The following is a 21,885-nucleotide window of genomic DNA, read 5'->3' as shown; positions in this document are numbered from 1 at the left end:
GTGCGGAAGGTCCGTGATCACGGCCTCCACTCTGTGGGATCGCAGAAAGAGTAGCGGGGTTCGGAGAATCGCCCCCGAACCGGGAGGGACGGGGACATCCCGGGGACATCCCGGAGGAGTCTCAGGGGTCAGCGGAGCCGGTGCGCCCCCGCCGACGGCAGCGCGGTGCGGACCCGCGGGGCGGGCAGGCCCCGGTCGGCGAACGCCTCCTCCAGGGCGGCGCCGATGCCCGCGGTCCGGTCGTCGGCGGCCAGGGCCAGGGCGGTGCCCGCCCAGCCGGTCATCCGCACCCCGCGCGCCCCGGCCCGGTTGGCGGTCTCCACCGCCAGCTCCACCTCGGGCAGCGGCAGCCCGAACCGGCGCAGGGACAGGTGCGAGGCGGTCAGGATCACGCCGACCTCCCCGAAGCGCTCGGCGCGCAGCAGGCCCACCACGGCGTTGAGGCGGTGCACCTCGGTCACGGCGTACTCCACCCGGTGGCGCAGCGCGGGGGAGGGCAGCCGGGGCAGCGCGGAGGGCAGGTCGGTGACGGACCGCAGCGGCCCCAGGGCCTTGCGGGCGCGCTCCAGCTCGGCGGCGTGCGCGGGCCGGGCGTCGCGCCGGGGCAGCGCCCCGGTGTCCGCGACCAGCAGCGACAGCCCCTCGGCCGCCGGGTCGAAGGGGAGCACGGTGGTGCCCAGGGTGCGCAGGTTGACCCGCACGGCGCAGCCGGGGCGCGCGGCCAGGGCCACCCGCTGGTCCGCCGTCGCGCCCTCGGGGGGCGGGCCCCCGGCGAGGTCGGCCAGGGCCAGCGCCACCGCGGCGCCCACCGCCCCCGCGTACCCCAGGGAGGCCTGTTCGGGCAGGTCGGAGCCGAGCATCACGCGCAGTCCCGTTGCGGCCTCCAGCAGCCCCGTACGCCGCGCCGCGGCCACGGCGCCGGCCACCGCCCGGGCCTGCGGTCCCCGGGAGCGCAGCGGGCCGCTGAGCGACGCCGTCCGCACCCGCGGGTCGTCGGGCACGGTGCCCACCGCGGCCGTCACCCCCCAGGGCAGGGCCGCGTACAGCCCCACCCCGTCCGAGGGGGCGGTGTGCTCGCCCAGCAGCGCGGCGCGGCCGGGGGCGTGCCACACCCCCGCGGGCGGGCCCCCGTACAGCCCGCCGAACCCCTCCGCCAGCCGGTCGGGGTCCGGCGCCCCCGCCGGCCACTCGCCCCGCGGCCCCGCCGTCCGCATGCCCAACACGGCTCTCCACCGCGCCCCCGCGCCCCCCACGTCAGCACCTTTCCCCCCGGACCACCACCGTCCCTCCAAGTCTGCCCAAGTCCGGGAGTATCCGGAGTGGGACCTTCGCAACAGAGCGGGTAGGCCGCTAGGGTGGCGGCTCGGTCGAGGTGGGGGAGGGTGCGGTGGCCCCGGTGCTGGACGGGATGAAGGCGAGGGCCCGGCACTACCGGAACGCCGCCATGGACTCCTACTGGGCGCTGCGGCGCCGGCGGCCGTTCGTGGACCACCTGGTGCGCGCCTACGAGCGCTACGCCGACCGCAACGGCAACCAGCTGGCGGGCGCGGTCACCTACTTCGCGTTCCTGTCGTTCTTTCCGCTGCTGGCGCTGGCGTTCGCCGCGGTCGGCTACGTGCTGGCGACCCTCCAGATCGAGCTGGGCGACCAACTGGAGCGGGCGCTGGACGAGGTGCTGCCGGGGCTGTCGCAGCAGCTGCCCATCGAGCAGATCGCCGACGCCAGGGTGGGCGCCGGGCTGTTCGGCCTGGTGGGCCTGCTCTACGCGGGCCTGAACTCCGTGTCGGCGCTGCGCGAGGCCCTGCACGCGATCTGGCTCAAGAACCCCAAGGACGGCCCCGGGCTGCTGCTGGGCAAGGGGCGGGACCTGCTGGTCATGCTGGGCCTGGGGCTGGCCCTGCTGCTGTCGGTGTCCGTCACCGGTGTCGCCCAGGCGGCCACCCGGTGGCTGCTGTCCCTGGTGGCCCTGGACGAGTCGATCGTGGCCAACATCGCGCTGCGCGTGCTGGCCCTGGCCATCGCCGTCGGCGCCAACACGCTCATCTTCATGCTGACGTTCGTGCTGCTGTCCGGCAGCGGGAGGCCGGCCCGCACCATGTGGCGGGGCGCCGTGCTGGGCGCGGTGGGGTTCGAGATCCTCAAGGCCGGCGCGGCGCTGCTGCTGGCCGGGACGCTGAGCAACCCGGTGTACGCCTCCTTCGCGGTTCTGGTCGGCCTGCTGGTGTGGATCAACCTGGTGATGCGCCTGGTCATGTTCAGCGCGGCCTGGACGGCGACCCGGCTGTCGGTGCCGCCGCCCTACACCGGCTCGCTGCCGCTGCCGGAGGAGAACGGGATCGACTGGACGCGGCCCGCGCCCGTGCCGCGGGTCGACCCGCGCGAGCTGTCGGAGCACCGGCGCGCGCAACGCGTGCTCGCCGCCGGTCTCACGGCCGCCGGGGCGCTGGGAGCGGGCGGAACCGCGGCGTGGCTGCTGCGCCGACGGAATCGTCCTGTCGCCTAGTGTGACACTTTGCTTGCGGAAAATGACACCCAAGGTCCTCGATGCCCGTATGTTCCAGGTTCCGAGGGGGTAGTCCTCCCCTGTCCCGGCCGAGAGCCCCGCCGGGGCGCGCCGTTCCGCCGGCCGGGAAGGTCGGCAGACACCCCCCTCGGAGGGCAGATGGGAACCGCATTCAAATCGTCCGAACGCGCGACGATCGGTGTGGAGTGGGAGCTCCAGCTCGTCGACCGCCGCAACCGCCACCTGCGGCAGGAGGCGCAGAAGCTCCTCTCGGAACTCCCGGAACTGAGTTCCGCGGCCGCGGTCCCGCCGTTGCGCCACGAGCTGATGCAGTCCCAGGTGGAGGTCGTCACCGGGATCTGCGAGACGGTCGGCGAGGCCAAGGGCGACCTGGCCCGCAGCATCTCCCGCATGCGGGAGGTCCTGGCGCCCTGGGGCACCACCCTCACCTGTTCCGGCACCCACCCCATCGACGACTGGCGGGACCAGGAGTTCAGCCCCGGCACCCGGTACCGGGAACTCGTCGAGCAGATGCAGTGGATCGCGCGGCGCATCCTCACCTGCGGCGTCCACGTGCACGTGGGGGTGCGGCACCAGGACAAGGCCATTCCCATCGTGAACGCGCTTGCGAGGTATCTCCCGCATTTTCTCGCTTTGAGTGCTTCGAGCCCTTTCTGGTCGGGGCACGACACCGGCCTGGCCTCCGCCCGCTCCGTCGTCTTCGGCGCGCTGCCCACCTCCGGGCCGCCGCCGAACCTCCCGAACTGGTCGGCTTTCGAGGAATACCTCGAAACACTTCTCCGGGCGGGTACCATCGCTTCCATCAAAGAAGTGTGGTGGGACATTCGGCCGCACCCTGATTTCGGCACCATCGAGATCCGGATGTTCGACGGGATTCCCACCCTGCGCGAGGTGGGAATGGCCGCCGCGCTCTCCCAGAGCCTGGTGGAGCTGTTCGATCACCAGCTCGACCGCGGGTACCGTCTGCCCAGCCCGCCGTCCTGGCTGGTGAGGGACAACAAGTGGCGGGCCACCCGCTACGGGCTCGACGCTCGCGTCATCACGGACGAACGGGGGACCACCGTCCCCCTCCGTGACGACCTCTACGAGCTGGTCCGCGAGCTGAAGCCGGTCGCGACCCGCCTGGGCTGCGCCGAGGACCTGGACCTGATCTCCGAGATCCTGGACAAGGGTGCCTCCTACGAGCGTCAGCGCGCGGTCGTCGCCGAGGGCGGCACCCTCGACGACGTCGTGGACATGCTCGCGGCCGAGCTCGACGACGGGCCCACCCGTGCAGGAGTCGGCGCCGGCGACGGCGCCGGCGCTCGGTAAGACATGGGCGAAAGCGTAGAGAGGGCCCTCGTATGCAGGGACGAGACCTGCCGGAGCAGTTGACCGCTTTTCTGGCGCGACGTGGGCGGGACTTCATCGGCTTCCGCCGTGACCTGCACATGCACCCCGAACTCGCCTTCGCCGAACATCGCACCACGAAACGGATAGCCGACCACTTGCGCGGAGTCGGACTGGAGCCGAGGGTGCTCCCCGGGGGCACCGGGCTGGTCTGCGACATCGGCTCGGGCCCCGGCCCCACCGTCGCCCTGCGGGCGGACATCGACGCCCTGCCCCTCACCGACGAGAAGGACGTCGACTACCGCTCCACCGTCCCGGGGGCCGCCCACGCCTGCGGCCACGACGTCCACACCACGGTCCTGCTGGCCACGGGGGTCTTCCTCGCCCAGCAGGACCGGGCGGGCGCCCTGCCCGGCCGGGTCCGGCTGGTCTTCCAGCCCGCCGAGGAGCTCCCCGGCGGCGCCGTGGAGGTCGTCAACGCCGGGGCGATGGAGGGCGTCGACCGGATCTTCGCGCTGCACTGCGACCCCCGCCTCATGGCCGGCCGGGTGGGGCTGCGCACCGGCGGCATCACCGCCGCCTGCGACCAGCTGATGGTCCGGCTGTCCGGACCGGGCGGGCACACCGCGCGCCCCCACCTGACCGCGGACCTCGTGTACGCGATGGGCAAGGTCGTCACCGAGCTGCCCGCCGCGCTCTCCCGCCGCATCGACCCGCGCGCCGGGTTCAGCCTGGTGTGGGGCCGCATCAGCGCCGGGTCCGCGCCCAACGTCATCCCCGACGACGCGGTCGCCGAGGGCACCGTGCGCTGCCTGGACGACGAGGCCTGGCACCAGGCCCCCGACATCGTCAAGGGCCTCGTGGAGTCGGTGGCCTCCGCCTACGGCGCCGACGCCGAGGTCACCTACAAGCGCGGGGTCCCGCCCACCATCAACGAGGCCTCCAGCGTGGACGTCATGCGCGAGGCCGCCGCCCTGGCCCTGGGCCCGGAGGCGGCCTCGCCCACCCCGCAGAGCCTGGGCGGGGAGGACTTCGCCTGGTACCTGGAGCACGTCCCCGGCGCGCTGGCCCGGCTGGGCACCCACTCCCCGGACTGGGACGGCCCCATGCTGGACCTGCACCGGGGGACCTTCGACGTGGACGAGCGCGCCATCGGCGTCGGCACCCGGTTCCTGGTGACCACGGCCCTCACCTCCCTGGCGGCGGACGGGCGCACGCGCGCCCGGGACGCCGCCGAGGAGGCCGTGTCCTTCTGACCCCGCGCCGCCCGGGCGGGCCGCCCGGCGTCCGTGCCGGAGCGGTCCGTGCCGGGCCCGCGACCGGGCCGGACGTCACGGATCTGCCGGGATCTCGGTAACTTCGCGCCGGGGTGGCGGGCCGGGTCCGGCGCCGGTGGCATTCTGAATGCATGAACCAGCCACTCACAGTCGAACAGATCCGGCGCGCCCCCAAGGTCCTCCTGCACGACCACCTCGACGGCGGGCTGCGTCCGGCCACCGTGGTCGAGCTGGCGCGGGAGGTCGGATACAAGGACCTGCCCACCTACGACGCGCAGGAGCTGGGGCGTTGGTTCCGCGACGCCTCCGACTCCGGGTCGCTGGAGCTCTACCTGGAGACGTTCGCGCACACCACCGCGGTCATGCAGACCAGGGACGCCCTGGTGCGGGTCGCCGCCGAGGCGGCCGAGGACCTGGCCGCCGACGGGGTGGTCTACGCCGAGCAGCGCTACGCGCCCGAGCAGCACCTGGAGGGCGGGCTCACCCTGGAGGAGGTCGTCGAGGCCGTCCAGGAGGGGCTGGAGCTGGGGGAGAAGCGGGCCGCTGACTCAGGGCGGAGCATCCGCACCGGCCAGCTGGTCACCGCCATGCGCCACGCCGCCCGGTCCTCGGAGATCGCCGAGCTGGCGGTGCGCTACCGCGACGCCGGAGTCGCCGGGTTCGACATCGCCGGCGCCGAGGCGGGCAACCCGCCGACCCGGCACCTGGACGCCTTCGAGTACCTGCGCCGGGAGAACTTCCACTTCACCATCCACGCGGGCGAGGCGTTCGGGCTCCCGTCGATCTGGGAGGCCCTCCAGTGGTGCGGCTGCGACCGGCTCGGCCACGGGGTGCGGATCATCGACGACATCACCGTCACCGAGGGCGGCGCCCCGCGCCTGGGACGGCTGGCCCAGTACGTCCGCGACAAGCGCGTCCCGCTGGAGATGTGCCCCAGCTCCAACGTGCAGACCGGGGCGGTGCCGTCGGTCGCCGAGCACCCCATCGGGCTGCTGCGCGACCTGCGCTTCCGGGTGACGGTCAACACCGACAACCGCCTCCAGAGCGGCACCTCCCTCTCGGAGGAGTTCGCCGCGCTCTCCGCGGCGTTCGGGTACGGCTGGGACGACGTGCAGTGGTTCACGGTCAACGCCATGAAGTCGGCGTTCCTGCCCTTCGACGAGCGCCTGGCGCTCATCAACGGCGTCATCAAGCCCGGGTTCGCGCAGTTGAAGTGGGCGGCCGAGCGATGAGCGGACCGGCCGCCGGCGCCAACCCGACGGTGCACTACTCCCTCTCCTCCCGCGTCCTGGCCGCGGCCTGGGCGGTCATCGCCGCCCTCCTGCTGGTCGACCTGTTCCTGCGCGGCCAGGGGCCCGACGTCTGGCGGTACGGGGCCGTCCTGGTGGCCAGTGTCGCGCTGGTCTACCTGGTGTGGCTGCGCCCGCGCGTCCTGGTCACCGAGCGGGGCCTGCGGGTCATCAACCCGCTGCGGGAGACCTTCGTGCCCTGGGCCGCGGTGCTGTGGGTGGACGTGGTCGACGTGCTGCGGGTGCACACCCCCGACGGCCCGGTGCGCTCGTGGCCGCTGCGCGAGACCAAGAGGAGCCGCGTCCGCGACAACATGCGCCGCGAGGGCGGCTTCATGGACGAGTCGGACGAGGACCCGCGGACGATGCGGCCGATGGACCGGGCCGCCCTCCAGCTGCGCCAGGACGCGGAGCGCCACAAGGCGCGCCCGCTGTCCGGCCCGATCCGCGACATCGACGAGGCCGGGCCCGCCGCGCTGGGCGCCCGGGACCGCCCGCAGACCATGGTGTCGGTCGAGGTGGTCGTCGTCGCCGGGGCCGTCCTGGTGCTGCTGGTCGCGTCGTTCCTGCTGGCCTGAGCGCTTCTCCCCGGGTCCGTTCTTCGCCCGCGCCCGGGGTTGACGGAACCCGCCCGCTCTGGTTAGGTAAGGCATGCCTAATGGAGAGTGTTCCGGGCGGGAGGGCTTCGCGCGGATGGCCGCCCGCCCGGACCTTCTCCAGGGCATCGCGCTGTTCTGACGAACAACGGGAAGAGAGAAACCGGTGTCCCACCGGCCCGTGAGTCCAACGGGGTCTGCGGGGATCCTGCACGGGCGGGGCATCGGAACGGGGCTTCACGCCTCCGGACGGAGCACGGCCGGTACCGTCCACCCCAAGGCCTCGGGGTGTACGCTCGCCACGCCGGTACCGGACGGACCCGTTCGGAGGCGGCCCCGGCAACGACGCGTCCGGGTCGCGTCGCGCGCTCGAAAGGGACCTGCGGGGGTCCCGCGCGGCGCGCCCGGAACGCGCACGGCCCCGGTGCCCGCGGCACGGCCGGGACCGTACCCGGGAGGCGGCCGGAGCCTCAGGCCCGGACCAGCAGCCGGTGGAGGAGCTCCCCTAGACGGCGCGACCGCTGCCGGACGATCTCCATCGCACGCTCCTGCCGGAACGGCTCCAGCACCGCCCCGAGGGCGTCGTTGCTCACGATCGACAGCCCCAGCACCTCGACGCCCAGCTCCACGGCGGCGATGGCCTCCAGCGGGATCGACCGGCCCACCACGTCCGCCCCCGCCTGGCGCAGCACCTTGGCCTCCGTCGGCGTCTGGAGCTGCGGCCCCGTCGTCGCCGCGTACACGCCCTCCGCCAGCGAGGAGTCCACCTCGTGGACCAGGCGGCGCAGCCGCGGGCTGTAGGCGGACGACAGGTCCACGAACGTCGGGCCCACCAGCGGCGAGCGCGCCGTCAGGTTGATGTGGTCGCTCACCACCATGGGCTGCCCCGGCCCGATGTCCACCCGCAGGGAGCCCGCCGACCCGGTCAGCACGGCCAGCCCCGCCCCGGCGGCGATCCCGGTGCGGACCGCGTGCACGACCTGCATCGGGTCGTGGCCCTCGTACAGGTGCAGGCGTCCCGTGAACACCACCACCCTCTTGTCGCCCACCCACGTGCTGCGCACCGTGGTCCCGTGCCCCTCGGCGGTCGGGGCCTGGAAGCCGGGCAGCTCCCGCACGTCGAACTCGATGTCGGGGGAGCCGAGCGTCTCCGCGGCGTCCGTCCACCCCGAGCCGAGCACCACCAGGGCGTCGAAGCCGTCGGCGCCGGCCCGGACCAGGAGTTCGTGTGCCGCCTCGGCCGCCAGCCCCTTCGCCTGGGCGGTCGTCCTCGGCGGCTGCTCTGTTTCGCTCACACAGCGGATGCTACCGCCGTGTAGCCGGATGATTCCGGAACGCAACGCTAGGGGGCCGGTAACGGGAGCGCCCGGCCGCCCGTCCGGGGGCGGGTGCGGAATCCGCCGGTCCGCATGGCCGACAATGGGGGTAAGCGAGCGAGAGAACCACACGCCGCCCCGTCATGCCCTCCGGCCCCGACCGGGACGAGGGGGACGGCGGTCCGGCCGCAGAGGGAGTGAAGAAGAGTGACGAAGGTCGTGATCATCGGGGGCGGTCCCGGGGGCTACGAGGCGGCACTGGTCGCCGCGCAGCTCGGCGCGGACGTGACGGTGGTGGACCGCGACGGCATCGGCGGTGCCTGCGTCCTCACCGACTGCGTTCCCTCCAAGAGCCTGATCGCCACCTCCACCCGCACCACCTACGTGCGCGAGTCCGAGAAGCTCGGCATCCAGGTGGACGACCAGCTCGACGGCAAGTCCTCCGTGCACGTCGACATGCCCACCGTCAACAACCGGATCCTGGCCCTGGCCCAGGCGCAGTCCGCCGACACCCGCGCCCGGCTGGTCAAGGAGGGCATCGAGGTCGTCGAGGGCGAGGCCCGCCTGGTCGACCCGCACATCGTCGCCGTCGGCGACACCCGCATCCGCGCCGACGTCGTCCTCGTCGCCACCGGGGCCCACCCCCGCGAGCTGGCCTCCGCCCGTCCGGACGGCGAGCGCATCCTCACCTGGCGCCAGCTCTACGACCTGGACGAACTCCCCGAGAAGCTCATCGTGGTCGGGTCCGGCGTCACCGGCGCCGAGTTCGCCAGCGCCTACCAGTCGCTGGGCTCCGACGTGACCCTCGTCTCCTCCCGCGAGCACGTCATGCCCACCCAGGACCCCGACGCCGCCCGGGTCCTGGAGGAGGTCTTCCTGCGCCGGGGGATGACCGTCCTCAACCGCACCCGCGCCGAGTCGGTCGTGCGCACCGACGACGGGGTGCTGGTCACCCTCTCCGACGGCCGCACCGTCGAGGGCTCCCACTGCCTGATGACCGTCGGCATGATCCCCAACACCGACGGGCTGGGCCTGGAGGAGGCGGGCGTCCGGCTGGGCCAGGGCGGGTTCGTCGAGGTCGACCGGGTCTCGCGCACCACGGTCCCCGGCGTGTACGCGGCCGGGGACTGCACCGGCGTCAACATGCTCGCCTCGGTGGCCGCAATGCAGGGCCGCATCGCCATGTGGCACGCCCTGGGCGAGGCGGTCTCGCCGCTGAAGCTGTCCACCGTGGCCTCCACCGTGTTCACCCACCCCGAGCTGGCCGCGGTGGGGGCGAGCGAGGACGACGTGCGCAGCGGCCGCATCGACGGGCGCTCGGTCACCCTGCCGCTCAACACCAACCCGCGCGCCAAGATGAACGAGGTCAAGGACGGCTTCGTCAAGCTCATCTGCCGCCAGCACACCGGCATCGTCCTGGGCGGCGTCATCGTCGGCCCGCGTGCCAGCGAGCTGATCCTCGCGGTGTCGGTGGCGGTGCAGCAGCGGCTGACCGTGGACGACCTCGCGCACACCTTCGCGGTGTACCCGTCCCTGTCGGGGAGCGTCACCGAGGCGGCCCGCTCCCTCATGCTGGCCTCGCCCGAGTAGGCTCCGCGCCCCGGCCCGCCCCTCGCGGGCGGGCCTTTTACGTTTCCTTAACGCCGGGGGGATTAGCGTTCTGTTGTGATCTGTCCCAAGTGCCAAAGCAACATGCGCACGTTCGACCGCCAGGGCGTCCACCTCGACCGGTGTGACGGGTGCCAGGGCATCTTCCTGGACCGCGGCGAGCTGGAGCGCATCGTCGACGCCGAACAGCGTCACTACGGCGTGGCCCCGCCGCCCGACCCCCAGGCCCCGCCGCCCTCCGGCGGCTACGCGCGCCCGGCCCGCCCCCCGCAGGGCTACCCGGCGCCGGGCTACCCCGACTCGCCCCGCGGCTACCGGGGCGGCTACCCCGACTCCCCGCGCGGCTACAGCGACTCCCCGCGCCCCTACCGGCGCAAAAAGAGCTTCCTCGAAGGACTCTTCGACTAGAGGCGTTCCCACGTGCACCCGCTGATCTGTACCCACTGCGGGGAATGGGACCCGGCCCCCGACACCTCGTCGGGGGCCTCCGTGCTGCTGTGCCGCTTCTGCGGCCGCACCCGTCCCTTCCTGCGCCTGCCCCTCTACTGCGTCTCCGGGCCCAGCGGCACCGGCAAGTCCACCGTCGCCGGCCTGCTGCTGGAGCGTCTGCGGGACCGGTTCGTCGTGCTCGAACAGGACCTGCTGTGGGTGGGCGGCCTGCGCGACCCGGCCGGGCACCACCGCCTGTTCCGGTCGACCTGGCTGCGCACCGCCGCCATGGTGCAGCAGAGCGGGCGGCCGGTCGTGCTGTGCGGGACCGTGGTCCCGCCGGAGTTCGAGCCGCTGCCCGAGCGGGCGCTGTTCGACGGCGTCCACTACCTGTCGCTCACCTGCGACCCGGATGTGCTGGCCCGGCGCCTGCGGGCCCGGCCGGCCTGGCGCGAGTGGGACGAGGAGCGCGTCGCCGAGACGCTGGAGTTCGCCGCCTGGGTGCGCGAGGAGGCCGGCCGGCTGGACCCGCCGCTCACCCTCGTGGACACCACCGACTCCGATCCGGTCGGCACCGCCGACCGCATCGCGGCCTGGGTCGAGGAGCTGCACGCCGCCCGCCCCTGAACGGCCCCGGCCCCGTGCCGGAGGCTCTTCCCCCGGCCGGACACGCGAGGGGCCCCGGGCGTCGCCCGGGGCCCCTGTGCCGCGTTCGGTGTGCGGGCGGGTCAGAAGTCGAAGCCCCCGAAGTCGCCGCCCCCGCCGAAGTCGCCTCCACCGAAGTCGCCGCCGCCGAAGTCCCCCTCGGCTCCGACGTCGCCGGTGGCGTCGCCCATGCCCATCCCCATCCCCATGCCCATCATCGAGCCCATCATGGAGCCCATCATCATGCCGGTGAACATGCCCATCATCATGTCCATGCCGAAGTAGCCGCCGGCGTAGGGCGAGTAGGCGGGGCCCGCGTCGTAGTACGGCACGCGGCGCCCGTCGACCTCGACCATGCGCACGTCGTTGGGGTCCATGCCGCTCTTGACCGCCTGGGCGCAGGACGCGCAGGCCGTCACCGAGCGGGGCGAGCCGCCGGGCGGGGCCCAGGTCACGTCCTCCACGGAGGGGCCGTGCTGCGGGTTGAAGAAGCAGGGGCCGCGCCGGTCCGGGACCGGGGTCCCGTTCATCCGGGCGCGGGTGGCCGTCATGTAGTACCGGCCGTCCTCCAGCGAGTTGGTGACCTGGCGGATCTCCTCCGGCTCGCGGATGGTGTCCAGCCGGGTCTTGGCCTGGTCGTAGGCGTCCATGGCGCGGGAGTAGTCGGTGCGGGTCTCGTCGTCGACCGCGGACAGGTCGATCTCCAGCCGGGCGACGTCCTCGCCCAGGCGCACGACGTCCTCGGTGGCCATCTGCTTGATCTCCGCCAGCTGCTTGGCCTTGACCTCGGCCTGCTTGCGGCGGCTGTTGCGGACGAACAGGAAGATGCCGCCCGCGACCAGCACCGCGATGACGAGCAGGACCCACAGCGAGGTCGCCCCCGCCGCGGCGGAGTCCTCCACCTGCTGGGCGGCGTCGGGGATGGCGACCAGGGTGTCCACCTGGTTGCCGCCCCCCTCGCGCAGGGCGATCTCCCGGACGGCCTCGGTGTCCTCCACGTTCGGCGACATGACCCGGAACTCCTCGGAGCCGGCCAGCACGCCGTACAGGCCGTCGCCGACGTCGGCCATGACGGGTTCCATCAGCGCGTTGAGCGCGGAGTCGGAGCCGACCGCGTCGGTCGGCAGGATCACGTAGTAGACGGGGGTGTCGGTGCCGGACGCGGCGGCCTCCAGAGCGCCCTCCTCGGCGGAGGGGATGGCGTCACCGACCTGCGGGTCGATGAAGACGCCGTCGTCCTCCAGCTCCTGGACGATGGCGTTGCTCTCAGGGGGCTGGACGGTGTCGGCGGCCGCGGGCACCACCGCGGCGCTCACCACCGCGGCCGTGATCCCGGCGGTCAGCACGGTGGGCGTTACCAAGCGGCGCAACATGTCGTTCCTCTCGCTTCCCTCACACTCCAGGGACGAACGGAGAGCCCCCGTGGTTCCCATCGTGACGTGCTTCTCTCCGGGAACGCGCGACGGCCCGCCGGTACTCCGGCGGGCCGTCGCGGCAGGGGTGCGACCGGGAGCGGCTACTCCTTGGCGGTGGCGGCGGGCACCTTCTCCTGGTCCTGCGCGCCCTCGGGGTCCTCGCCGTCCTGGGCGGACCCGTCCAGCGGGACGAAGCCGGAGGCGTCGCGCGGCGCGTTGTAGCGGTCCAGGTCCAGGATGCCCTCGCGCTTGGCGACGATCGCCGGGATGAGGGCCTGGCCGGCCACGTTCACGGCGGTGCGGCCCATGTCCAGGATCGGGTCCACGGCCAGCAGCAGGCCGACGCCCTCCAGGGGCAGGCCCAGGGTGGACAGGGTCAGCGTCAGCATGACCGTCGCGCCGGTGGTGCCGGCGGTGGCGGCGGAGCCGATGACCGACACGAACACGATGAGCAGGTAGTCGGTGATGCCCAGGCTGATGTCCGGGAAGAACTGCGCGATGAAGATCGCCGAGATCGCCGGGTAGATCGCGGCGCAGCCGTCCATCTTGGTCGTCGCGCCGAACGGCACCGCGAACGCGGAGTAGTAGCGCGGCACGCCCAGGTTCTGCTCGGTGACCCGCTGGGTGACCGGCATGGTGCCCATCGACGAGCGCGACACGAAGCCCAGCTGGATCGCGGGCCAGGCACCGGTGAAGTACTTGACCGGGGACAGGCCGTTGAGGCGGGCGACCACCGGGTAGACGACGAACAGCACCAGCGCCAGGCCGATGTAGATGGTCAGCGTGTACTTGCCCAGGGCGCCGATGGTGGTCCAGCCGTAGCTGTAGACGGCGTTGCCGAGCAGGCCGACGGTGCCGATCGGGGCCAGGCGGATGACCCACCACAGGGCCTTGAGGACGACCTGGAGGGCCGACTCGGTGAACGAGATGAACGGCTCGGCGGCCTTGCCGGTCTTGACGGCGGCGATGCCCAGCACGATCGCGATGACGATCAGCTGGAGGACGTTGAAGCCCAGCGAGGTGCTGGCGTCCAGGCCCAGCGAGCCGTCGTCGGCGGTGGTGACCGAGCCGGAGGTGTCCGCGGCCAGGCCGAGGAAGTTCGCGGGGATGATGCTCTCGATGAACGCGATCCACGAGCCGCTGCTGGAGGGCTCGGAGACGGTGCCCGGGTCGACCGCGCTGTTCACGCCGGGGCGGATGAGCAGGCCCAGGCCGATGGCGATGGCCACCGAGACCAGGGCGGTGATCGCGAACCAGAGCAGCGTCTTCCAGGCCAGCCGCGCGGCGTTGGTGACGTTGCGCAGGTTGGCGATGGAGGAGATGACGGCCAGGATGATCAGCGGCGGGACGATCGTGCGCAGCAGCGACACGAAGGCGCTGCCGACGGTCTGGAGGGTGACGGCCAGCCAGTTCGGCTCGCCCTCCTCGCCCACGGGGCCGATCTGGAGGGCGACGAAGCCCAGGACCAGGCCCAGGACGAGGCCGATGAGGACCTGGACGCCGAACGACGGGAGCCGCAGGCGGCGGCGCTGCGGCGTGACCTTGTCGGTCTGTGCGGACACGGAAGTGGCTCCAAGCGGTGAGTGCAACCGGAGCACGGGCACGCCGCGGCGGTCGGCCTCGGGACGTGCGGGATCTCCGGCTCGGGGAAGGTGTGCGGGTGTCACCGGAGAGGGGTGACGGGCTGGTGCGGCCCTCGTCGGTAGGGAGCGGCGGGGCGGGGTACCGCCCCGTGGGAGGGGCGGACAAGGGAAGGGTGCGCGGCGCGTCGCCCTACGGGCGCGCGTGGACCTGGCTACACGCCTGACAGCCGCGACGGCACAGGTCGATGTGCCAGCGGCGGGTCAGTCCCCAGATGTTCGTCACAAGGGGGAACCATATACGCCTTTTCCTACCTTTTCCATAGACAGGGGTCGAGGTTTCCTACGTCCTATGACCGGATCGTCGCCCCCATCGGCGCTTCGGCCGCCCCCGACCGGCCGCCGGTGCGGCGAGAATCACGCCCGCGCGGGTGTCGGTGGCATGATCTACGGAAAGCACCCTCATGAGGTGGTGGACATGGCTACTGTCAGTGATGAGAACGATCCGACGATCGGAGACGACATGTCCGCACCGACCGTGGCCGCACCGTCGGCCCGGGAGTTCGGTCCGGAGGTGACGGTCCCGCTCCCCCCCGAGGACGGGTTCGTCGCCGGCGACCTGGACCGCATCCCGGATCTTCCGCCGCACACCGAACTCATCGACGGAAGCCTGGTCCTGGTGAGCCCCCAGAAACGCTTTCACATGCGCATGCTCAGGTCGCTCGAACTCCAGCTCCTCGATCAGGTCCCCCCGGACCTGATCGTGGAGAGGGAGATGACGACCGTGTTGAGGAAGGATCAGCGTCCTGAGCCCGATCTGATGCTCATCAGCACGGACGATCCGGACGACCTGGATGTCACCTGGGTCGCGGTCGAGGACGTGAGGCTGGCGATCGAGGTGGTCTCCCCCGAGTCCCGGACACGCGACCTCGAACGCAAGCCGCAGCTGTACGCGGGCGCCGGCATCCCGCACTTCTGGCTGATCGAGCAGGAGGAGGGGGAGGCCGCCGGCGTCGCCCACGTCTACGAACTGGACCCGGTCCGCAAGGAGTACGTGGCCACCGGTGTTCACCGGCGACGGCTCAAGGTCACCGTCCCCTGTGAACTGGATCTCGATCTGGCCGACCTCTCCTGGAGGAGGGACCGCTGAGACGACACGGCGAGGGGGAGGCACCGGTGGTGCCTCCCCCTTCCGCTTCCGTCTCCGGTCCGGGTTCCGGGGCCCCGGAGCCGCCGCGGACAGCCGGGCGCCGACCGCCGTGCCCGTGCGCCGCGGGAAGCGCCCGGGCGCGGGCCCTACGCGTCCTTGATCTCGCAGACGACGGCGCCGCTGCCCACGGCCTCGCCCGCGGTGACCTTCAGGCCGGTCACGGTGCCCGGGCGGTGGGCCGTCAGCGGCTGCTCCATCTTCATGGCCTCGATGACCACGACCGTGTCGCCCTCGGCCACCTCCTGCCCCTCGGCGGCCACGACCTTGACCACGGTGCCCTGCATCGGGGAGACCAGGGCGTCGCCGCTCACGGCGGCGGTGGAGCCGCCGCCGGACCGGGAGGCGCGCTTGCGCCGCCCGCCCGCCGGGGCGGCCGGCGCGGCGCCGACGTTGAGGGAGGCGGGCAGGACGACGTCGATGCGCCGGCCGCCGACCTCCACGGTCACGGTCTCGCGCTCGACCGGCCCCGCCTCGCCCGGGGCGCCCGACCAGGGCTCGATCCGGTTGTCGAACGCCGTCTCGATCCAGCGCGTGTGCACCCCGAACGCCTCGTCCGGGTCGGCCGGGGCGAACGCCGGGTCCTCCACCACGGCGCGGTGGAAGGGGATCACCGTGGGCATCCCGCCGACGGTGAACTCCGCCAGCGCCCGCCGCGCCCGCTCCAGCGCCTGGGTGCGGGTGCGCCCGGTGACGACCAGCTTGGCGACCAGGGAGTCGAAGGCCTGCGGCACCGTGAACCCCGCCTCGCAGCCGGTGTCCACGCGCACCCCCGGCCCGCCCGGCAGGACGAACTCGGTGATGGTGCCCGGCGCGGGCATGAAGCCGCGCCCCGGGTCCTCGGCGTTGATCCGGAACTCGAAGGAGTGCCCGCGCACCTCCGGGTCCCCGTAGCCCAGCTCCTCGCCGTCGGCGACGCGGAACATCTCCCGCACCAGGTCGATGCCGGTGACCTCCTCGGTGACCGGGTGCTCGACCTGGAGGCGGGTGTTGACCTCCAGGAAGGAGATGGTGCCGTCCACGCCCACGAGGAACTCGCAGGTGCCCGCGCCCACGTACCCGGCCTCCTTGAGGATGGCCTTGGACGCGGAGTACAGGCTCTCCGTCTGCTCCGGCGTCAGGAACGGCGCCGGCGCCTCCTCCACCAGCTTCTGGTGGCGGCGCTGGAGGGAGCAGTCACGGGTGGACACCACCACGACGTTGCCGTGGGAGTCGGCCAGGCACTGGGTCTCGACGTGCCGGGGCCTGTCCAGGTAGCGCTCCACGAAGCACTCCCCGCGGCCGAACGCGGTGACGGCCTCGCGTACCGCCGACTCGTAGGCGTCGGCGACCTCCTCCAGGGTGTGGGCGACCTTGAGCCCGCGCCCGCCGCCGCCGAAGGCGGCCTTGATGGCGATGGGCAGCCCGTGCTCCCGGGCGAACGCCACGACCTCGTCGGCGGAGGCCACCGGGTCGGGGGTGCCCGCGACCAGCGGGGCGCCGACCTTCTGGGCGATGTGGCGGGCCTGCACCTTGTCGCCCAGCGCGGTGATCGCGGCGGGGGGCGGCCCGATCCAGGTGAGCCCGGCGTCGATGACCGCCCGGGCGAAGTCGGCGTTCTCCGCGAGGAACCCGTAGCCGGGGTGCACGGCGTCGGCCCCCGAGGCGGCGGCGACGGACAGGAGCTTGCCCATGTCCAGGTAGGAGTCGGCCGGGGTTGACCCGCCCAGGGAGTGGGCCTCGTCGGCGACCTTGACGTGCAGCGCGTCCAGGTCGGGCTCGGCGTAGACGGCGACGCTGCCCAGCCCGGCGTCGCGGCACGCGCGCGCGATGCGCACGGCGATCTCGCCGCGGTTGGCGATCAGAACTTTACGCACGGTGGAGATCCTTCTGCTGTCGGGTGGGGCGGATGCGCCGACCGCTCCTCTTGGAGTCTGAGTTGTGGGGTGTCACCGCAGGCTCGTGCGCCAGGCACCGGGGCCCGGGCGCAGCGGGGCGCGCAGGCCCCGGGCGCGGTCGCGCCAGGCGGAGGTGCGCTCCGGCGCGGCCGGGACCCGTGCCCCGGCCCGCGCCGCCGCGGCGCGGGCGGCGAGCACCGCGGTCAGGGCGGCGAGTTCCTCGTCGGTGGGCTCGCCTCGGACGACGACCAGGTGCGGCGGTGTGCTCTGCGCGCTCACAGCGGGATGTTCCCGTGCTTCTTGGGCGGCAGCTGTCTGCGCTTGCCCGCCAGCGCGCGCAGCGCCCTGGTGATCTGGACGCGCGTCTCGGACGGCAGGATCACCCCGTCGACGTAGCCGCGCTCGGCCGCCGAGTAGGGGTTGAGGAGCGTGTCCTCGTATTCGCCGACGAGCCGGGTCCGCTCGGCCTCCACGTCGTCGGCGGCGGCGAGGGTGCGCCGGTGCAGGATGTTCACCGCGCCCTGGGCGCCCATGACGGCGATCTGCGCGGTGGGCCAGGCGAGGTTGACGTCGGCGCCCAGGTGCTTGGAGCCCATGACGTCGTAGGCGCCGCCGAACGCCTTGCGGGTGATGACGGTGATCAGCGGCACGGTGGCCTCGGCGTAGGCGTAGAGCAGCTTGGCGCCGTGGCGGATGATGCCGTCCCACTCCTGGCCGGTGCCGGGCAGGAACCCGGGCACGTCCACGAAGGTGAGCACCGGGACGTTGAAGGCGTCGCAGGTGCGCACGAACCGGGCGGCCTTGACGGACGCGTCGATGTCCAGGCAGCCGGCCAGGCTCATCGGCTGGTTGGCGATGATGCCGACGGAGCGCCCGTCGACGCGGCCGAAGCCCACCACCATGTTGGTGGCGAACATGGCGTGGACCTCCAGGAAGTCCCCGTCGTCGAGGACGGTTCCCAGGACGGTCCGGATGTCGTAGGGCTGGTTGGCGGAGTCGGGGACGAAGGTGTCCAGCGCCAGGTCGGCGTCGTTGACCTCCTCGCCCGGGTCCTCCTCGGGGGCCAGGGCCGGCGCGTCCTCCAGGTTGTTGCCGGGCAGGTGCGACAGCAGGGCCTTGACGTAGTCGAGGGCGTCCTGCTCGTCGGCGCCCATGTAGTGGGACACGCCCGACCTCGTGCTGTGGGTGCGCGCCCCGCCCAGCTCCTCCATGGAGACGTCCTCGCCGGTGACGGTCTTGATGACGTCGGGTCCGGTGATGAACATCTGCGAGGTCCGGTCGACCATCACGACGAAGTCGGTGAGGGCGGGGGAGTAGACGTGGCCGCCGGCGGCGGCTCCCATGATCACGGAGATCTGCGGGACGACGCCGGAGGCGTGGGTGTTGCGCTTGAAGATCTCGGCGTACAGGCCCAGGGAGACGACGCCCTCCTGGATGCGGGCCCCGCCGCCCTCGTTGATGCCGATGACGGGGCACCCGTTGGTGAGGGCGTGGTCGAGGACCTTGCAGATCTTCTCGCCGTAGACCTCCCCGAGCGATCCGCCGAAGACGGTGACGTCCTGGCTGAACACGGCGACGGGCCGCCCGTCGACCGTTCCGTGGCCGGTGACGACCCCGTCCCCGTAGGGGCGGTCGGCGTCCAGCCCGAAGCTGGTGGAGCGGTGGCGCGCCAGGGCGTCCAGCTCGACGAACGACCCCGGGTCGAGCAGGGCGTCGATCCGTTCGCGGGCGGTCATCTTGCCCTTGGCGTGCTGTTTCTCGACGGCGCGCGCGGATCCCGCGTGGACCGCCTCGTAGCGTCGTCGCCGCAGGTCGGCGAGCTTGCCCGCGGTGGTGTGGATGTCGATCTCGTCCGCGGGCAGTGGTTCAGGGGCTTCGGTGGCCATAACTACGCAGGTTAACTCCGCCGGGGTCGCCGCCGACGACGCGCCCCGTGGTTACTAGCGAGTAGCGTTCGGTTTCGCTCGGCGGCCCCGCCGCCCCGGGGGGACCCGGGAAACGTGACCCGGTGTGAATTCGGCGCTTTTTCGGAACAATTGTTAACGTCGCGGCAAAGGCTCGGAAATGCGCCCCCGAGAACCCTCCGGAACAAGTGTTCTCTGTAGTGTCTGCCCTATGACAGCGGTAAGCGCAGAACGCGCCAGTGCGCGCCAGGAAGTGCCCGAACAGCTCAGGAATGACGTCAAGCTGCTCGGTGAGATGCTCGGGACCGTGCTCCAGGAGAGCGGCGGCGAGGATCTGCTCGCCGATGTCGAGAAACTCCGGCACGCGGTCATCGGCGCCCGCGACGGCGCCGTCTCCGGCGAGGAGATCACCGCGCTGGTGGCGGCCTGGCCGCTCGAACGGGCCAAGCAGGTCGCCCGCGCCTTCACCGTGTACTTCCACCTCGCCAACCTGGCCGAGGAGCACCAGCGCATGCGCACCCTGCGCGAGCGCGACGACGTCGCCAACCCGTCCCGGGAGTCCCTGGCCGCGGCCGTCCGCGCCGTGCGCGAGGGCGCCGGGGGAGAGGAGCACCTTGACGAGCTGGTCGCGGGCATGGAGTTCCACCCCGTGCTCACCGCCCACCCCACCGAGGCCCGCCGCCGCGCCGTCTCCACCTCCATCCTGCGGATCAGCGCCCAGCTCGACGCCTGGCACGCCGCGCACGAGGGCGGGACCGAGGCCGCCGAGGCGCACCGCCGCCTGCTGGAGGAGATCGACCTCCTCTGGCGCACCTCCCAGCTGCGCTACACCCGGCTCGACCCGCTCGACGAGGTGCGCACCGCCCTGGCCGCCTTCGACGAGACCATCTTCGCCGTCATCCCGCACGTCTACCGGGCCCTGGACCGCGCGCTGGACCCCGAGGGCACCGGCGTCCGCCCGCCCCGGGCCGTGCCGTTCGTCCGCTACGGCACCTGGATCGGCGGCGACCGCGACGGCAACCCCTTCGTCACCCACGAGGTGACCCGCGAGGCCGTGCGCATCCAGTCCGACCACGTGCTGCGCGGCCTGGAGAGCGCCGCCGAGCGGATCGCCCGCACCCTCACCGCCTACGGCAACCTCACCCCCGGCTCCCCGGAGCTGCTCGACGCGCTCTCCTCCGCCCGCGCCGGACAGCCGTCGCTGCTGGCGGAGATCTCCGACCGCTCGCCCAACGAGCCGCACCGCCAGCTCCTGCTGTACGCCGCCGCCCGGCTGCGCGCCACCCGCGAGCGCGACGCCGACCTGGCGTACCCGAACGCCGAGGCGTTCCTCGCCGACCTGCGCACCGTCCAGGGCTCCCTGGCCCGTGCCGGGGCGAACCGCCAGGCCTACGGCGAGCTCCAGCACCTCGTCTGGCAGGCCGAGACCTTCGGGTTCCACCTCGCCGAGCTGGAGATCCGCCAGCACAGCGAGGTGCACGCCGCCGCGCTGGAGGAGGTGCGCGAGCACGGCCCCGACGGCGAGCTGTCCGAGCGCACCCGCGAGGTCCTGGACACCATCCGGGTCGTCTCCTGGATCCAGGAGCGCTTCGGGGTGGAGGCCTGCCGCCGCTACATCGTCAGCTTCACCCGCTCGGCCGACGACATCGCCGCCGTGTACGAGCTGGCCGGGTACGCGCTCCCGGCCGACCGCCGCCCCGTCCTGGACGTCATCCCGCTGTTCGAGACCGGCGCCGACCTGGACGCCTCGCCCGGGGTCCTGGACGGCATGCTCGACATCCCGGCCGTACGGGAGCGCCTGGAGCAGAGCGGGCGCCGCGTGGAGGTGATGCTCGGCTACAGCGACTCCGCCAAGGACGTCGGCCCGGTCAGCGCCACCCTGCGGCTGTACGACGCGCAGGCCCGGCTGGCCTCCTGGGCCCGCCGCCACGACGTGCGCCTGACCCTGTTCCACGGCCGCGGCGGCTCGCTGGGCCGCGGCGGCGGGCCGGCCAGCCGCGCCCTGCTCGCCCAGGCGCCCGGCTCGGTCGACGGCCGGTTCAAGGTCACCGAGCAGGGCGAGGTCATCTTCGCCCGCTACGGCCAGGCCGACCTGGCGCGGCGGCACATCGAACAGGTCGGCCACGCCGTCCTCATGGCCTCCACCGACGAGGTGCAGGAGCGGGAGCGCTCCGCCGCCCTGAAGTACCGGCCGCACGCCGACACCATCGCGGCCGCCGCCCAGGAGGCCTACCTCGACCTCATCAACGCCGACGGGTTCGCCGCCTGGTTCTCCCGGGTCAGCCCGCTGGAGGAGCTGGGCGACCTGCGCCTGGGGTCGCGCCCGGCCCGCCGAGGCGCCGCCCGCGGCCTGGGCGACCTGCGCGCCATCCCGTGGGTGTTCGCCTGGACCCAGACCCGCGTCAACCTGCCCGGCTGGTACGGGCTGGGCACCGGCCTGGCGGCCGTCCCCGACCTGCCGCTGCTCCAGGCCGCCTACCGCGAGTGGCCCATGTTCGCGTCCCTGCTGGACAACGCGGAGATGAGCCTGGCCAAGACCGACCGGACCATCGCGGAGCGCTACCTCTCCCTGGGCGACCGCCCCGAGATGAGCCGCCGGGTCCTGGACGAGTACGACCTCACCAGCACCCTGGTGCTGCGGGTGACCGGGCACTCCCGGCTGCTGGAGAACCGCCGCGTGCTCTCGCGCGCGGTGGACCTGCGCAACCCCTACGTGGACGCGCTGTCCCACCTCCAGCTGCGGGCCCTGGAGGCGCTGCGCTCGGAGGACGCGCGGACGCTGTCGCCCGAGGACCGCCAGCACCTGGAGCGGCTCCTGCTGCTGTCGGTCAACGGCGTCGCCGCCGGGCTCCAGAACACCGGCTGACCCCCGACCGGAGCCCCGCCCCG

The 21,885-nt window shown here is 73.0% G+C and carries 17 protein-coding genes; 10 read left to right on the top strand and 7 right to left on the bottom strand.

The annotated features are described in order from the left end of the window. Positions 1–128: 128 nt before the first annotated feature. Entirely contained in the window at positions 129–1,253 is a 1,125-nt protein-coding gene (locus BUE45_RS07715; RefSeq protein WP_073376902.1) for a galactokinase family protein, read from the bottom strand. A gap of 134 nt (positions 1,254–1,387) precedes the next feature. Here BUE45_RS07715 and BUE45_RS07710 point away from each other — a divergent pair, with 134 nt between their 5' ends. The 5 genes from BUE45_RS07710 to BUE45_RS07690 all read left to right on the top strand — a co-directional run bounded on the left by BUE45_RS07710 (position 1,388) and on the right by BUE45_RS07690 (position 6,997). Continuing rightward, positions 1,388–2,503: a YhjD/YihY/BrkB family envelope integrity protein gene (locus BUE45_RS07710; protein WP_073376900.1), complete on the top strand. Its 1,116-nt coding sequence runs from the start codon at positions 1,388–1,390 to the stop codon at positions 2,501–2,503. A 159-nt stretch (positions 2,504–2,662) separates the two neighbouring features. Continuing rightward, positions 2,663–3,835, top strand: coding sequence for a glutamate--cysteine ligase (locus BUE45_RS07705; RefSeq protein ID WP_073376897.1), 1,173 nt, complete (start codon positions 2,663–2,665; stop codon positions 3,833–3,835). A gap of 32 nt (positions 3,836–3,867) precedes the next feature. Continuing rightward, positions 3,868–5,109, top strand: coding sequence for a M20 family metallopeptidase (locus BUE45_RS07700; RefSeq protein WP_073376895.1), 1,242 nt, complete (start codon positions 3,868–3,870; stop codon positions 5,107–5,109). A 152-nt stretch (positions 5,110–5,261) separates the two neighbouring features. Further along, positions 5,262–6,362 (top strand): adenosine deaminase, encoded by a 1,101-nt coding sequence (locus BUE45_RS07695; protein ID WP_073376893.1) that lies wholly within the window; start codon positions 5,262–5,264, stop codon positions 6,360–6,362. Continuing rightward, positions 6,359–6,997 (top strand): PH domain-containing protein, encoded by a 639-nt coding sequence (locus tag BUE45_RS07690; RefSeq protein ID WP_073376891.1) that lies wholly within the window; start codon positions 6,359–6,361, stop codon positions 6,995–6,997. Before BUE45_RS07695 ends, BUE45_RS07690 begins: the two co-directional genes overlap by 4 nt. 488 nt (positions 6,998–7,485) lie before the next feature. Here BUE45_RS07690 and BUE45_RS07685 read toward each other — a convergent pair whose 3' ends face one another. After that, complete coding sequence (locus BUE45_RS07685; RefSeq protein ID WP_073376889.1) at positions 7,486–8,310, bottom strand: purine-nucleoside phosphorylase; 825 nt, start codon at positions 8,308–8,310, stop codon at positions 7,486–7,488. Between the two features lie 228 nt (positions 8,311–8,538). Here BUE45_RS07685 and BUE45_RS07680 point away from each other — a divergent pair, with 228 nt between their 5' ends. The 3 genes from BUE45_RS07680 to BUE45_RS07670 all read left to right on the top strand — a co-directional run bounded on the left by BUE45_RS07680 (position 8,539) and on the right by BUE45_RS07670 (position 10,995). Then, positions 8,539–9,921, top strand: coding sequence for an NAD(P)H-quinone dehydrogenase (locus BUE45_RS07680; RefSeq protein WP_073376887.1), 1,383 nt, complete (start codon positions 8,539–8,541; stop codon positions 9,919–9,921). A 75-nt stretch (positions 9,922–9,996) separates the two neighbouring features. Further along, complete coding sequence (locus BUE45_RS07675) at positions 9,997–10,347, top strand: TFIIB-type zinc ribbon-containing protein (RefSeq protein ID WP_073376885.1); 351 nt, start codon at positions 9,997–9,999, stop codon at positions 10,345–10,347. Positions 10,348–10,359: 12 nt separating this feature from the next. Continuing rightward, a complete protein-coding gene (locus BUE45_RS07670; RefSeq protein ID WP_073376883.1) occupies positions 10,360–10,995 on the top strand; it encodes a P-loop nucleotide/nucleoside kinase family protein in 636 nt (211 codons plus the stop codon). Between the two features lie 101 nt (positions 10,996–11,096). Here the strand turns inward: BUE45_RS07670 and BUE45_RS07665 are convergent, their stop codons facing one another. Together BUE45_RS07665 and BUE45_RS07660 are read right to left on the bottom strand one after the other, a co-directional pair. Further along, positions 11,097–12,359, bottom strand: a complete 1,263-nt coding sequence (locus BUE45_RS07665) for a chemotaxis protein CheA (protein WP_073376881.1) — start codon at positions 12,357–12,359, stop codon at positions 11,097–11,099. 170 nt (positions 12,360–12,529) lie between these two features. After that, on the bottom strand, positions 12,530–13,990 hold the full coding sequence (locus BUE45_RS07660; protein ID WP_073376879.1) for a dicarboxylate/amino acid:cation symporter: 1,461 nt from the start codon (positions 13,988–13,990) through the stop codon (positions 12,530–12,532). 496 nt (positions 13,991–14,486) lie between these two features. On the opposite strand from BUE45_RS07660, the gene BUE45_RS07655 reads away from it, so the two are divergent. Next, positions 14,487–15,158, top strand: coding sequence for a Uma2 family endonuclease (locus BUE45_RS07655; protein ID WP_143173290.1), 672 nt, complete (start codon positions 14,487–14,489; stop codon positions 15,156–15,158). Positions 15,159–15,304: 146 nt separating this feature from the next. Here the strand turns inward: BUE45_RS07655 and BUE45_RS07650 are convergent, their stop codons facing one another. The 3 genes from BUE45_RS07650 to BUE45_RS07640 all read right to left on the bottom strand — a co-directional run bounded on the left by BUE45_RS07650 (position 15,305) and on the right by BUE45_RS07640 (position 18,978). Continuing rightward, positions 15,305–17,071 (bottom strand): acetyl/propionyl/methylcrotonyl-CoA carboxylase subunit alpha, encoded by a 1,767-nt coding sequence (locus tag BUE45_RS07650; RefSeq protein WP_073376877.1) that lies wholly within the window; start codon positions 17,069–17,071, stop codon positions 15,305–15,307. Positions 17,072–17,143: 72 nt separating this feature from the next. Continuing rightward, entirely contained in the window at positions 17,144–17,371 is a 228-nt protein-coding gene (locus BUE45_RS07645; protein ID WP_073376875.1) for an acyl-CoA carboxylase subunit epsilon, read from the bottom strand. Next, complete coding sequence (locus tag BUE45_RS07640) at positions 17,368–18,978, bottom strand: acyl-CoA carboxylase subunit beta (protein ID WP_073376873.1); 1,611 nt, start codon at positions 18,976–18,978, stop codon at positions 17,368–17,370. Before BUE45_RS07640 ends, BUE45_RS07645 begins: the two co-directional genes overlap by 4 nt. Positions 18,979–19,291: 313 nt before the next feature. On the opposite strand from BUE45_RS07640, the gene BUE45_RS07635 reads away from it, so the two are divergent. After that, a complete protein-coding gene (locus BUE45_RS07635; RefSeq protein ID WP_073377451.1) occupies positions 19,292–21,862 on the top strand; it encodes a phosphoenolpyruvate carboxylase in 2,571 nt (856 codons plus the stop codon). Positions 21,863–21,885: the final 23 nt, after the last annotated feature.

Origin of the sequence: Nocardiopsis flavescens (genome assembly GCF_900141985.1) — a bacterium.
Lineage (GTDB): Bacteria > Actinomycetota > Actinomycetes > Streptosporangiales > Streptosporangiaceae > Nocardiopsis > Nocardiopsis flavescens.
This window is presented reverse-complemented; position numbering and strand designations above follow the sequence as displayed.